This window comes from Pseudomonas sp. UBA5666 (genome assembly GCF_002420785.1).
Lineage (GTDB): Bacteria > Pseudomonadota > Gammaproteobacteria > Pseudomonadales > Pseudomonadaceae > Aquipseudomonas > Aquipseudomonas fulva.
The window spans coordinates 17,979-30,706 of record NZ_DIIQ01000009.1; the positions used below are offsets into that span (position 1 = coordinate 17,979).

General features: G+C 62.0%; 13 protein-coding genes. All 13 read right to left on the bottom strand.

What is annotated here, in order from left to right; genetic code table 11:
- Positions 1 to 35: 35 nt before the first annotated feature.
- A complete protein-coding gene (locus B2Y33_RS06605) occupies positions 36 to 2,267 on the bottom strand; it encodes a chemotaxis protein CheA (protein WP_028687988.1) in 2,232 nt (743 codons plus the stop codon).
- 12 nt (positions 2,268 to 2,279) lie between these two features.
- A complete protein-coding gene (locus B2Y33_RS06610) occupies positions 2,280 to 3,068 on the bottom strand; it encodes a protein phosphatase CheZ (protein WP_023533920.1) in 789 nt (262 codons plus the stop codon).
- Between the two features lie 20 nt (positions 3,069 to 3,088).
- On the bottom strand, positions 3,089 to 3,463 hold the full coding sequence (locus B2Y33_RS06615) for a chemotaxis response regulator CheY (RefSeq protein WP_161780420.1): 375 nt from the start codon (positions 3,461 to 3,463) through the stop codon (positions 3,089 to 3,091).
- A gap of 105 nt (positions 3,464 to 3,568) precedes the next feature.
- Positions 3,569 to 4,309, bottom strand: a complete 741-nt coding sequence (gene fliA / locus B2Y33_RS06620; RefSeq protein WP_023533945.1) for an RNA polymerase sigma factor FliA — start codon at positions 4,307 to 4,309, stop codon at positions 3,569 to 3,571.
- Positions 4,306 to 5,139 carry a flagellar synthesis regulator FleN gene (gene fleN / locus B2Y33_RS06625; RefSeq protein ID WP_023533996.1) on the bottom strand — a complete coding sequence of 278 codons (834 nt, stop codon included), beginning with the start codon at positions 5,137 to 5,139 and terminating at the stop codon, positions 4,306 to 4,308. The genes fliA and fleN overlap by 4 nt, the downstream gene beginning before the upstream one ends.
- Positions 5,140 to 5,232: 93 nt before the next feature.
- Positions 5,233 to 6,543 (bottom strand): flagellar biosynthesis protein FlhF, encoded by a 1,311-nt coding sequence (flhF, locus tag B2Y33_RS06630; RefSeq protein WP_201870947.1) that lies wholly within the window; start codon positions 6,541 to 6,543, stop codon positions 5,233 to 5,235.
- 11 nt (positions 6,544 to 6,554) lie between these two features.
- A complete protein-coding gene (gene flhA, locus B2Y33_RS06635) occupies positions 6,555 to 8,684 on the bottom strand; it encodes a flagellar biosynthesis protein FlhA (protein WP_027915958.1) in 2,130 nt (709 codons plus the stop codon).
- A gap of 145 nt (positions 8,685 to 8,829) precedes the next feature.
- Positions 8,830 to 9,972, bottom strand: coding sequence for a flagellar biosynthesis protein FlhB (gene flhB, locus B2Y33_RS06640; protein ID WP_027915957.1), 1,143 nt, complete (start codon positions 9,970 to 9,972; stop codon positions 8,830 to 8,832).
- Complete coding sequence (fliR, locus tag B2Y33_RS06645) at positions 9,973 to 10,749, bottom strand: flagellar biosynthetic protein FliR (protein ID WP_027915956.1); 777 nt, start codon at positions 10,747 to 10,749, stop codon at positions 9,973 to 9,975.
- Between the two features lie 7 nt (positions 10,750 to 10,756).
- Positions 10,757 to 11,026: a flagellar biosynthesis protein FliQ gene (gene fliQ, locus B2Y33_RS06650; protein WP_023533926.1), complete on the bottom strand. Its 270-nt coding sequence runs from the start codon at positions 11,024 to 11,026 to the stop codon at positions 10,757 to 10,759.
- Between the two features lie 21 nt (positions 11,027 to 11,047).
- A complete protein-coding gene (gene fliP, locus B2Y33_RS06655; RefSeq protein WP_023533994.1) occupies positions 11,048 to 11,803 on the bottom strand; it encodes a flagellar type III secretion system pore protein FliP in 756 nt (251 codons plus the stop codon).
- Entirely contained in the window at positions 11,800 to 12,249 is a 450-nt protein-coding gene (gene fliO / locus B2Y33_RS06660) for a flagellar biosynthetic protein FliO (protein ID WP_027915955.1), read from the bottom strand. The genes fliP and fliO overlap by 4 nt, the downstream gene beginning before the upstream one ends.
- Entirely contained in the window at positions 12,249 to 12,713 is a 465-nt protein-coding gene (gene fliN / locus B2Y33_RS06665) for a flagellar motor switch protein FliN (RefSeq protein ID WP_023533974.1), read from the bottom strand. Before fliN ends, fliO begins: the two co-directional genes overlap by 1 nt.
- Between the last annotated feature and the right edge of the window lie 15 nt (positions 12,714 to 12,728).

Below are 12,728 nucleotides of genomic sequence, written 5' to 3' on the forward strand. Positions count from 1 at the left end.
AGGCGGCGCCCCCGGCCAAGGGGGCGCCACCGAGATCAAATACGCCGCGCGGCGTAACGCTTGAGCATGCTCGGGACGTCGAGAATCAGCGCAATGCGACCGTCGCCGGTGATGGTGGCCCCGGACATCCCCGGGGTGCCTTGCAACATCTTGCCCAGAGGCTTGATTACCACTTCTTCCTGGCCCACCAGTTGATCGACGACAAAGCCGATGCGCTGGGTGCCGACCGACAGGATCACCACGTGACCTTCGTGTTGTTCTTCATGCACCTGGCCCTGGACCAGCCAGCGCTTGAGGTAGAACAGCGGTAACGCCTTGTCCCGCACGATCACCACTTCCTGGCCATCGACCACGTTGGTGCGCGACAGGTCCAGGTGGAAGATCTCGTTGACGTTGACCAACGGGAAGGCGAACGCCTGGTTGCCCAGCATCACCATCAGGGTGGGCATGATCGCCAGGGTCAACGGGACCTTGATGACGATCTTCGAGCCCTGCCCCTTGGCCGAGTAGATGTTGATCGAGCCATTGAGCTGGGAGATCTTGGTCTTGACCACGTCCATGCCCACGCCCCGCCCGGAGACGTCGGAAATCTCGGTCTTGGTGGAAAAGCCCGGGGCGAAGATCAGGTTGTAGCAGTCCGACTCACTCAGGCGGTCGGCGGCGTCCTTGTCCATCAGGCCCTTTTCCACGGCCTTGGCACGCAGTACGTTCGGGTCCATGCCTTTGCCGTCGTCGGAAATCGACAGCAGGATATGGTCGCCTTCTTGCTCGGCAGACAATACGACACGCCCGGTGCGCGCCTTGCCCGCGGCCTCGCGCTCATCGGGCATTTCCACCCCATGGTCCACGGCGTTGCGCACCAAGTGCACCAGCGGGTCGGCCAGCGCCTCGACCAGGTTCTTGTCCAGGTCGGTTTCTTCGCCCACCAGTTCAAGGTTGATCTCTTTCTTCAACTGCCGCGCCAGGTCACGTACCAGGCGCGGGAAGCGGCCGAACACTTTCTTGATCGGCTGCATGCGCGTCTTCATCACCGCCGTCTGCAAGTCGGCGGTGACCACGTCGAGGTTCGACACGGCCTTGGACATGGCTTCATCGCCGCTGTTCAGGCCCAGGCGTACCAGACGGTTACGCACCAGCACCAGTTCGCCGACCATGTTCATGATCTCGTCCAGGCGCGCGGTATCGACCCTGACGGTCGTTTCCGCTTCGCTGACCGCGTGCTTGTCGGCACTCGCCGCTGGCGCCCGCGGGGCCGCGGCAGGCTTGGGCGCTGCAACCGGTGCCGCCGCGCCAGCAGGACGGGCGACCGCCGGCGCCTCGGCCCTGGCTGGGGCTGCGGCCTGAACACTGGCAGGTGCATCGACGGCAGCCACGTCGCCATTGAACTTGCCCTTGCCATGCAGCTGGTCCAGCAACGCCTCGAACTCGTGCTCACTGATGTCGTCGCCAGTGATGGCAGATGTTTGTTCGACAGGCGCCGCCGCCTTGGCTGCGGGCAAGGCATCGGCCTGGAACGTGCCTTTACCATGCAACTGATCCAGCAGCGACTCGAACTCGGCGTCGGTAATTTCATCGCTGGCCGGCTCGGCAGCGGCAGCCACCGGCTGGGCCGTCACTTCGGCACTGAACTGGCCCTTGCCATGCAACTGGTCGAGCAGCGACTCGAATTCGGCATCGGTGATGTCGTCACCCTGGCCGCTGACCGGCTCGGCAGGCATCTGCTCGGCCGCCGCCTGGGCTTTGACTGCGTCGAGCGAATCGAGCAGTTGCTCGAATTCGCTGTCGGTGATGTCAGCTTCGGTAGCTTGCGCAGCCTGCTGCACGGGCGCAGGTTCAACCGGCACGGGCACAGCCGGTGCCGGGGCCGCTTCGGCGCTGCCGGGCTCTGCCAGACGCGCCAGGGCTGCCAGCAGTTCGGGCGTGGCCGGTGTGACCTCGCTGCGCTCACGCACCTGGGCGAACATGCCGTTGACGGCATCCAGTGCTTCGAGCACCACATCCATCAGTTCTGCATCGACCCGGCGCTCACCTTTGCGCAGCACGTCGAACACGTTCTCGGCGATATGGCAGCACTCCACCAGCTCATTGAGCTGGAGGAAGCCGGCGCCCCCTTTTACAGTGTGGAAACCGCGAAAAATTGCATTGAGCAAGTCGGCATCGTCAGGGCGGCTTTCAAGCTCGACCAGCTGCTCGGACAATTGCTCAAGTATTTCACCGGCTTCTACCAGGAAATCCTGAAGGATTTCTTCATCGGCGCCGAAGCTCATCAAAGGTGCTCCTTAAAAACCCAGGCTGGATAGCAGATCATCGACATCGTCCTGACCGGACACGACGTCTTCACGCTTATCGGCATGAATCTGCGGACCTTCACCCCGAGTCGGATGTTTTTCACGATCTTTTTCTGCGCGCAGTTGATCCTGGTCATGCTGGATGCCTGCAAAGCGGTCGACCTGGCTGGCCATCATCACCAGTTTCAGCAGGTTGCTTTCCACTTCGGTCACCAACGCCGTGACGCGCTTGATCACCTGCCCGGTCAGGTCCTGGTAATCCTGGGCCAGCAGGATGTCGTTGAGATGGCCAGCCACCTTGCGGTTACCTTCGGCGCTGTGCGCCAAGAAACCGTCGACGCGCTTGGCCAGGTCGCGAAACTCCGTGGCGTTCACTTCCCGGCGCATGAAGCGCTGCCAATCGGCACTCAGCGCTTTGGCTTCGCTGGCCAGGTCGTTGAGCACAGGCGTGCTTTCCTCGACCAGGTCCATGGTGCGGTTTGCCGCCCCTTCAGTGAGCTTGACCACATAGGACAGGCGTTCGGTGGCGTCGGTAATCTGCGACACCTCTTCGGCCTGGGGTATGGTCGGGTCGATCTGGAAACTGACGATGGCGCTGTGCAGTTCGCGGGTCAGCTTGCCCACTTCCTGGTACAGCCCCCGATCGCGGGTCTGGTTCAACTCGTGAATGAGTTGCACCGCCTCGCCGAACCGTCCGCGCTCCAGGCTTTCGACCAACTCCTGGGCATGCTTTTTAAGGGTCGATTCGAACTCGCCCAATGACGTGTGTGATGAACTCATGGCGCGCCCCCTGACGTGACTCAGCCGTTGACGCGTTCGAAGATCTTCTCGATCTTTTCTTTGAGCACCTGGGCGGTGAACGGCTTGACCACATAGCCATTCACGCCTGCCTGGGCGGCCTCGATGATCTGGTCGCGCTTGGCTTCCGCGGTCACCATCAACACCGGCAAGCTCTTGAGCTTGTCGCTGGCGCGCACTTTGCGCAGCAGGTCGATACCGGACATGCCCGGCATGTTCCAGTCAGTTACCAGAAAATCGTAATGGCCATTTTCGAGCATGGGCAGCGCCGTCATGCCGTCATCGGCTTCGCTGGTGTTGGTGAAGCCCAGGTCACGCAGCAGGTTCTTGATGATGCGCCGCATCGTCGAAAAGTCGTCGACGATGAGGATTTTCATGTTTTTGTCCAATTAGACCTCCAAGCAGTCTCAAACGCGCTCGGCCCCGAGCGCGCACTCAATCGATTCGGTACAACGTGGAAAACGGCAACGACGGCGGCGGGCTCAACGGGCCCGCCATTCCCCCAGGCGGCTGCGCAGGCGCGCGGCGCATTGGCTGTGCAACTGGCTGACCCGCGACTCGCTGACCCCCAAGACCTCACCGATCTCCTTCAGGTTCAGTTCCTCGTCGTAGTACAGCGCCAGCACCAGGCGCTCACGCTCCGGCAGGTTGGCGATGGCCTCGGTCAACGCGACCTGGAACCGCTCTTCCTCCAACCCACGGGCAGGCTCGGCCTGGCCGCTAACGCCGTCCTCATGCAAGCCTTCGTGCTCGCCGTCCTGCAACAAGTCGTCGAAGCTGAACAGGCGGCTGCCCAGTGTGTCGTTGAGAATCCCGTAATAATCATCGAGGCTCAACTTGAGTTCGGCAGCAACTTCATGATCTTTAGCGTCGCGGCCGGTTTTGGCTTCTACCGCGCGCATGGCGTCGCTGACCATGCGGGTGTTGCGGTGCACCGAACGCGGCGCCCAGTCGCCTTTGCGCACCTCGTCGAGCATGGCGCCGCGAATGCGGATGCCGGCATAGGTCTCGAAGCTGGCGCCCTTGCTGGCGTCATACTTGTTGGCGACCTCGAGCAGACCGATCATGCCCGCCTGGATCAGGTCCTCGACCTGCACGTTGGCAGGCAGTCGCGCAAGCAGGTGATAGGCGATGCGCTTGACCAGCGGGGCATAGCGCTCGATCAGCTCATATTGCGCGTCCTTCGAGGCGCGGCTGTACATCTTGAAGCCGCTGGCGCTCATGACATCGAACCTGCACTGGTCGGCTGCACCAGGCGTTCGACGAAGAACTCCAGGTGGCCACGGGGGTTGGCAGGCAGCGGCCAGCTGTCGACCTTCTGCGCAATGGCCTTGAAGGCCAAGGCGCATTTGGAGCGCGGGAACGCCTCGTACACGGCACGCTGTTTCTGCACCGCCTTGCGCACGCATTCGTCGTAAGGCACGGCGCCCACGTACTGAAGCGCCACATCCAGGAAGCGGTCGGTGACCTTGGTCAGCTTGGCAAACAGGTTGCGCCCTTCCTGAGGGCTCTGGGCCATATTGGCCAGCACCCGGAAGCGATTCATGCCGTAATCGCGGTTGAGCAGCTTGATCAGCGCGTAGGCATCGGTGATCGAGGTCGGCTCATCGCACACCACCAGCAGCACTTCCTGAGCCGCGCGCACGAAGCTGACCACCGAATCGCCGATGCCGGCCGCAGTATCAATCACCAGCACATCGAGGTTGTCGCCGACTTCGCTGAACGCCTGGATCAGACCCGCATGCTGGGCAGGCGCAAGGTGTACCATGCTCTGGGTGCCCGAAGCGGCCGGGACGATGCGCACACCGCCCGGGCCCTGCAGCATCACATCGCGCAGTTCGCAACGCCCCTCGATGACATCGGCCAGCGTGCGCTTGGGCGCAAGGCCCAGCAACACATCGACATTGGCCAGGCCAAGGTCGGCGTCGAGCAGCATGACCCTGCGGCCCAGCTCGGCCAACGCCAGAGACAGGTTCACTGAAACATTTGTCTTGCCGACGCCACCTTTGCCACCGGTCACGGCGATCACCTGTACGGGATGCATGCTACCCATGTCTGTTCTTTACCTTGTCTCGCTGGGACTCATGCCACACGAAGGGCAATGCTGCGTACCCCTTGGCATAGCTACCTTGCACACATTTCATTTTCAACCCGCTCGCCGTGGGTTGTGGTAGAGATCAGCGAACATGTCGGCCATGGCCTCCTCGCTGGGCTCGTCCTGCTGCTGCACATTGACCGCGCGGGTGACCAGCTGGTGCCCACGGGGCAAGTGCAGATCGTCCGGGATACGCGGCCCATCGGTAAGGTAGGCCACGGGCAGTCGGAAACTGATGGCAAGGCTCAGGACATCGCCCAGGCTTGCCGACTCGTCGAGTTTGGTCAGGATGCAGCCGGCCAGCCCGCAGCGCTTGTAGCTGTGGTAGGCCGCGGTCAGCACCTGCTTCTGGCTGGTGGTGGCCAGGACCAGGTAATTCTTCGCAGCGATACCGCGACCGGCCAGGGTATCGAGCTGCATGCGCAAGGCCGGGTCGCTGGCTTGCAGGCCGGCCGTATCGATCAGCACCACGCGTTTGCGCAGCAGCGGCTCGAGCGCCGCCGCCAACGACTGACCGGGGTCGACATAGGTGACCGGCACATTCAGGATCCGGCCCAGGGTCTTGAGCTGTTCCTGGGCGCCGATGCGAAAACTGTCCATGCTCACCAGCGCCAGGTTGTGGGCGCCGTACTTGAGCACATAACGCGCCGCGAGCTTGGCCAGGGTGGTGGTCTTGCCCATGCCGGCTGGGCCGACGACGGCAATCACGCCGCCGTCCTCGATCGGTTCGACGTCAGGCGTACGGATCATGCGCGCCAGGTGCGCCAGCAGCATACGCCAGGCGTGGCGAGGCTCCTCGATGTCCTTGGTCAGCTCGAGCAATTCGCGGGCAATGGGGCCAGACAGGCCGATGCGCTGCAGCCGGCGCCACAACGTGGCCTGCTGCGGCTTGCTACCTTGCAGCTGGGTCCAGGCCAGCGACCCCAGCTGCACTTCCAGCAGTTCGCGCAAGCCGGTCAGCTCCGAGCGCATGGCATCGAACAGGCGCGGGTCCACCGAGGCCTGGCTGCTTGCGGTGGCGGCCGGCTGCGGGGTATCGACATGCGGCTCGACCAAGGGCTCGGCCGCCGTGAGCGATTGACCGGCGAACAGTTGGCGATTGCTGTCGCTGCTGTCCGGGCGCTGATCGAGCTCGGCCTTGGCCGTGGCGATGCGCGTGTGCGTCTTGCGAAGCTCTTCTTCGAGTTCGACGTTCGGTACCCGAGGTGCCAGGGCGGACAGCTTGTAGTCCAGCGCGGCGGTCAGTTCGACCCCGCCTGCGATACGGCGATTGCCGATGATGGCCGCATCAGCGCCCAGCTCATCGCGCACCAGCTTCATGGCCTGACGCATATCAGCGGCGAAGAATCGCTTAACTTGCATTATCCACTACCTCAGCCATTAGGGCCCACGGTGGCAACGATGGTGACTTGCTTGTTGTCCGGTATTTCCTGATACGCCAGCACATGCAAATTCGGTACGGCCAGCCGACCGAAACGCGACAGCATGGCGCGGATCGGGCCAGCAACCAGGAGGATGGCCGGCTGGCCTTGCATCTCCTGACGCTGTGCGGCTTCGATCAGCGAACGCTGTAGCTTTTCGGCCATGCTCGGCTCAAGAAGCACTCCGTCTTCCTGACCTTGCCCGGCCCTCTGCAGACTATTGAGCAAGATCTGTTCCAACCTGGGCTCCAAAGTGATCACAGGCAGCTCGGACTCAACGCCAACAATGCTTTGCACGATGGCGCGACACAATCCGACGCGCACGGCCGCGACCAAAGCGGCGGTATCTTGACTCTTTGCCGCGTTGTTGGCGATGGATTCGGCAATGCTACGAATATCGCGCACTGGCACCTGTTCTGACAACAAAGCCTGTAGGACTTTGAGAAGACCAGACAGCGAAATGACACCCGGCACCAACTCTTCCGCCAGCTTGGGCGACGCCTTGGACAAGACTTGCAACAGTTGCTGCACTTCTTCGTGACCGATCAGCTCGTGGCAATGCTTCTGCAATATCTGGTTGAGGTGAGTGGCCACCACCGTGCTGGCGTCTACGACGGTGTAGCCAAGCGACTGAGCCTGGGAGCGCTGACCGACGTCGATCCACACCGCCTCCAGGCCAAAAGCAGGATCGCGAGCCGCAATGCCGTTGAGGCTGCCGAACACCTGCCCTGGGTTGATGGCAAGCTCGCGGTCCGGGTAGATCTCTGCTTCGGCCAGAATTACCCCCATCAACGTCAGGCGATAGGCACTGGGTTGCAGGTCCAGGTTGTCGCGGATGTGCACGGTAGGCATGAGAAAGCCCAAGTCCTGAGACAGCTTCTTGCGCACCCCCTTGATCCGCGCCAGCAGCTGCCCGCCCTGGTTGCGGTCGACCAACGGAATCAAGCGATAACCCACCTCGAGGCCGATCATGTCGATCGGGGTGACGTCGTCCCAGCCCAGCTCCTTGGTTTCGGCCGCCCTCTGCGGGGACGGCAGCAGCTCTTGCTGGCGCTGTGCTTCCTGCTGGGCCAGCACCTTGGTCTTATGCTGTTTTTTCCACACCAGGTAGGCACCGCCGCCCGCCATCAGGCCCAGGCTCAGGAACGCCAGGTGCGGCATGCCCGGCACAAGGCCCATGACGATCATGATGGCGCCGGACACAGCCAGGGCCCGGGGCGAGTCGAACATCTGGCGGTTGATCAGCTTGCCCATGTCCTCCGAGCCCGAGGCACGGGTGACCATGATGGCTGCGGCGGTGGAGAGCAGCAGCGAAGGCAGCTGCGCCACTAGGCCGTCACCGATGGTCAGCAGGGCATACACCTTGCCGGCATCACCGAAGCTCATGCCATGCTGCAACATGCCGATCAGCATGCCACCGATCAGGTTGATGAACAGGATCAGCAGGCCAGCGATGGCGTCACCGCGCACGAACTTGCTGGCACCGTCCATCGAACCGTAGAACTCAGCCTCCTGGGCGACTTCGCTGCGGCGCGCCTTGGCCTGCGCCTGGTCGATCAGGCCGGCGTTCAGGTCGGCGTCGATGGCCATCTGCTTGCCCGGCATCGCATCCAGGGTGAAGCGTGCGCTGACCTCCGAGATACGCCCCGCACCCTTGGTCACTACCACGAAGTTGATGATCATGAGGATGGCGAAGACCACCGCACCGACCACGTAGTTGCCGCCGATGACCACATCGCCGAAGGCCTGGATCACCATGCCCGCGGCGCCGTGCCCTTCCTGGCCGTGCAGCATGACCACGCGGGTGGAAGCCACGTTCAGGGCCAGTCGCAGCAGGGTCGCCACCAGCAGGATGGTGGGGAAAGCGGCGAAGTCCAGCGGGCGCAGCGCGTACACGCTGACCAGCAGCACCACGATGGACAAGGCGATGTTGAAGGTGAAGAACACGTCGAGCAAAAACGGTGGTATTGGCAACATCATCATTGCCAGCATCACCAACAGCAACAGCGGCACGCCGAGGTTGCCCCGCCCGAGACCGGCCAGGTTATGGCGAGCGTTGCTGATTAACTGAGTGCGATCCACCGCGAGTCCTCTTCTTGCAAAACTTTGACGCCTGTCAGGCGACTGGCGCTGCCATTGCAAGAAGCTTTCCAACTTTGTCGGGTGGAGAATTTATATTGCCTGTGCTGGCCCTATGGCGGCCATTTCAGCCATCCCCGGCGCAAGGTCAACTGTCGCGTCGCAGATCGGGCGGAATGGGCAAGTCGGTCTTCAGCGGATCTGGCCGCTTACCCTTGCCTGCGTGGTACTGACGGATCTGGAAGACATACGCCAACACCTGAGCCACCGCCAAGTACAGGCCGGCAGGAATTTCATGCTCCACCTCGGTGGAGTAGTAGATCGCCCGAGCCAAGGCGGCGGATTCGAGAATCTGGATCTTGTGCTCAGCGCCGATCTCGCGAATCTTCAAGGCCATGAAGTCGCTGCCCTTGGCCAGCAGCAAGGGGGCCGAATTCCCGTTTTCCGGATCGTACTGCAGCGCGACGGCGTAATGGGTCGGGTTGGTGATGATCACATCGGCCTGGGGCACAGCCGCCATCATTCGCCGTTGCGACACCTCGCGTTGCAACTGGCGGATACGCTGCTTGACCTCCGGCTTGCCCTCGCTGTCCTTGTACTCGTCGCGCACTTCCTGCTTGGTCATCTTCATTTTCTTGTGCGTCTGCCACAGCTGGAACGGGGCGTCGGCGGCCGCGATCAGCAACAGCCCGGCCGACATCCAGAGTGCGCTCCACCCTACCACCTGCAGGCTGTGGATGATTGCCTGCTCCAGCGGCTCGTTGGCGATCGACAGCAGAGCTTGACGGTCGCTGGCCAGCACCGCCACCGCCACTACCAGGATCACGAAGAACTTGGCCAGCGCCTTGAGCAATTCGGTCAAGGCATTCATGGAGAACATGCGCTTGATGCCCGAAAGTGGGTTCATGCGGCTGAATTTGGGTTGCAGCAAGCTGCCGGAGAATACGAACCCACCCAGTACGATCGGCGCAACGAAGGAAATCACGAATAGCAGGATCAGAATCGGCTGCACGGCCCAGATGGCCATTTTGCCGGACGTGAGCAAGAACGCCCCCATGGATCGCTCATCGACGATGATCTCTCGGGTCAGGCTGAAGTTCATGCGCATCATTTCCAGCAGAGTCTCGGCCAGATACCCGCCAAAAGCCAATATGCCCCCGGCACCTGCCAGGGTGACCGCCACCGTGTTGAGCTCCTTGGAACGCGCGATTTCGCCTTTTTCCCGTGCGTCGCGCTTGCGCTTTTCGGTGGGTTCCTCTGTCTTGTCCTGACCGCTCTCGCTTTCTGCCATTCAACCGGCCCTCGCCAAATCCCGCAGCCACAGCAACGTTTCGCTGGCCAATGCCTGGTAATGAGACAGTATATCGGCAAGGCCGATCCAGAAAATGAGCATGCCCATGACCAAGGTCAGTGGGAAACCAATGGAAAAAATATTCAGTTGCGGGGCCGCACGGGTCATCACGCCAAAGGCGACGTTGACGACCAGCAGCGCTGCGATCACCGGCAGGATCAATATCAGCCCAGCGCCGAACACCCACGCCATGCGCCCGACCAACTCCCAAAAATGCGTGACCACCAGGGCATTGCCAACCGGTAGCGTGGTGAAGCTCTCGGTCAACACCTCGAATACCACCAAGTGACCGTTCATCAGCAGAAACAGCACGCTCACCAGCATGGTCATGAATTGACTGATCACAGTGACGTTGACCCCGTTGCCAGGATCGACCATAGATGCAAAGGCCATCCCCATCTGTACTGCCACGATCTGCCCGGCGATCACGAAGGCCTGGAAAAGCAACTGCAACCCCAAGCCGAACATGGTACCGACGATGATCTGCTCGGCGCACAGCAGCGCCCCTTTGAGGCTCAACGGATCGAACGGCGGCAGGGGCGGGAGCGCCGGCACGATGACCACGGTAATCGCCACGGCAACGTACAAGCGCACCCGCGCCGGCAACATGCGCGTGCCGAAGATGGGCATGGTCATCAGCACCGCCGTCACCCTGAACAGCGGCAGGATGAAGGTGGCCACCCAGGTGCCGATTTGCGTGTCGGTCAGCTCAAGCATTCGCGCATCAACCGATGAGCTGGGGGATGTTGGTGTACAGGGTCGTGATGTACTCCATGAACTTCTGCACCAACCACGGCCCGGCCACGATCAGTGTGATCAACATCACCAGCAGGCGCGGCAGAAAGCTCAAGGTCTGCTCATTGATCTGGGTGGCGGCCTGGAACATGGCCACGATCAAACCCACCAGCAGGCTGGGAACCACCAGAACGGCAACCATCAACGTGGTCAGCCACAAGGCGTCGCGGAACAGGTCGACGGCTACTTCAGGCGTCATGCACGGCCCTCCCAGGCAAAGTCACACACCACCGAAACTGCTGGCCAGCGTGCCCATGATCAGGGCCCAGCCATCGACCAGCACGAACAGCATGATCTTGAATGGCAAGGAGATGATCAGCGGCGACAGCATCATCATGCCCATGGCCATGAGCACGCTGGCCACCACCATGTCGATGATCAGAAACGGAATGAAGATCATGAAGCCGATCTGGAAGGCCGTCTTGAGTTCCGAGGTGACGAAGGACGGCACCAGGATACTCAACGGCACCTGATCGGGGCTGGCGATGTCGGTGCGCTTGGACAGGCGCATGAACAAGTCCAGATCGCTCTGCCGGGTCTGGGCCAGCATGAAGTCCTTGAGCGGGCCCTGCGCTCGGTCAATGGCCTGTTGGGCGGTCAACTGCTCGTTCAGGTAAGGCTGCAGGGCCGTCTGGTTGATGCGGTCGAACACCGGCGCCATGATGAACAGGGTCAGGAACAGCGCCATGCCGGTCAGTATCTGGTTCGAAGGCGTCTGTTGCAGCCCCAGCGCCTGGCGCAGGATGGAAAAGACGATGATGATCCGGGTGAAGCTGGTCATCAGGATGACGAACGCTGGAATGAAGCTCAGCGCCGTCATGATCAACAGGATCTGCAGGCTGACCGAGTACTCCTGCTGCCCATCGGTACCGTTGGACAGGGTGATGGCCGGGATTGACAGCGGGTCGGCCGCCAGTGCCAACGGCGCCGCCAACAGCAGCGCCAAGGTGAACAACAGTCGCAGCGCTGCGCTCATCGGGTCTTGTCCTTAGGGTCCTTGCCCATCAGTTCCATCAGCCGCTGGGCGAACTCAGGCGTCACCTGGCGGGCACCCTGGGGTACATCCACTGGCTCGGCCAGCACGTGCAACGCTTCGATGTTGCCAGGTGTATGACCGATGAGGATCTGCTCCTTGCCCACCTGCACCAGCAGCAGCCGATCACGCGGGCCGATGGCGCGGCTGCCGATGATGTCGATCACGTGCCCGCCCTTGACCGCCGAACCTTGCATTCGGCGCAGCAGCCAGGCGAGCAGAAAGATCAGCCCGACCACCAGCAACAGGCCAAAGACCATTTGCGCCAGTTGCCCGCCCAGGCTCCCTGGAGGGTTGACCGGCGTCGCCGCAGGCGTAGCGGCGGCCAGACACACCTGGCTGGCCAGTGCCGCGGCAACCGCCGCGATGACGCGCACCCTGGCCTTCATCAACGCAGCTTCTTGATGCGTTCACTGGGGCTGATCACGTCCGTCAGGCGGATGCCGAACTTCTCGTTGACCACTACCACTTCGCCATGGGCGATCAGCGTGCCATTGACCAGCACATCCAAGGGCTCGCCTGCCAGGCGGTCGAGCTCAATCACCGAACCCTGGTTGAGTTGGAGCAGATTGCGGATGTTGATTTCGGTACTACCTACTTCCATCGAGATGCTCACCGGGATGTCGAGAATCACATCCAGGTTCGGGCCTTCGAGGCTGACGTTGGCATTGGGCTTGGGCGAGCTGGCGAACTCCTCCATCGGCAGGCGGCCGGGCCCCTGATTCTGGCTGGTATCGCCCAGCAGTGCATCGATGTCGGCCTGGCCGGCCGCACCGGTTTCTTCCAGCGCAGCAGCCCACTCATCGGCGAGCGCCTGGTCTTCCGGGGAGGTGATCTCGTTTTCGTTAGCCATGATTTCCTCGACAGG

What these genes read in the sequence shown, in the direction of transcription:
- B2Y33_RS06605 (WP_028687988.1), bottom strand. Translation starts at nt 2,267, where the DNA reads ATGAGCTTCGGCGCCGATGAAGAAATCCTTCAGGATTTCCTGGTAGAA.
- B2Y33_RS06610 (WP_023533920.1), bottom strand. Translation starts at nt 3,068, where the DNA reads ATGAGTTCATCACACACGTCATTGGGCGAGTTCGAATCGACCCTTAAA.
- B2Y33_RS06615 (WP_161780420.1), bottom strand. Translation starts at nt 3,463, where the DNA reads ATGAAAATCCTCATCGTCGACGACTTTTCGACGATGCGGCGCATCATC.
- fliA (WP_023533945.1), bottom strand. Translation starts at nt 4,309, where the DNA reads ATGAGCGCCAGCGGCTTCAAGATGTACAGCCGCGCCTCGAAGGACGCG.
- fleN (WP_023533996.1), bottom strand. Translation starts at nt 5,139, where the DNA reads ATGGGTAGCATGCATCCCGTACAGGTGATCGCCGTGACCGGTGGCAAA.
- flhF (WP_201870947.1), bottom strand. Translation starts at nt 6,543, where the DNA reads ATGCAAGTTAAGCGATTCTTCGCCGCTGATATGCGTCAGGCCATGAAG.
- flhB (WP_027915957.1), bottom strand. Translation starts at nt 9,972, where the DNA reads ATGGCAGAAAGCGAGAGCGGTCAGGACAAGACAGAGGAACCCACCGAA.
- fliR (WP_027915956.1), bottom strand. Translation starts at nt 10,749, where the DNA reads ATGCTTGAGCTGACCGACACGCAAATCGGCACCTGGGTGGCCACCTTC.
- fliQ (WP_023533926.1), bottom strand. Translation starts at nt 11,026, where the DNA reads ATGACGCCTGAAGTAGCCGTCGACCTGTTCCGCGACGCCTTGTGGCTG.
- fliP (WP_023533994.1), bottom strand. Translation starts at nt 11,803, where the DNA reads ATGAGCGCAGCGCTGCGACTGTTGTTCACCTTGGCGCTGCTGTTGGCG.
- fliO (WP_027915955.1), bottom strand. Translation starts at nt 12,249, where the DNA reads ATGAAGGCCAGGGTGCGCGTCATCGCGGCGGTTGCCGCGGCACTGGCC.
- fliN (WP_023533974.1), bottom strand. Translation starts at nt 12,713, where the DNA reads ATGGCTAACGAAAACGAGATCACCTCCCCGGAAGACCAGGCGCTCGCC.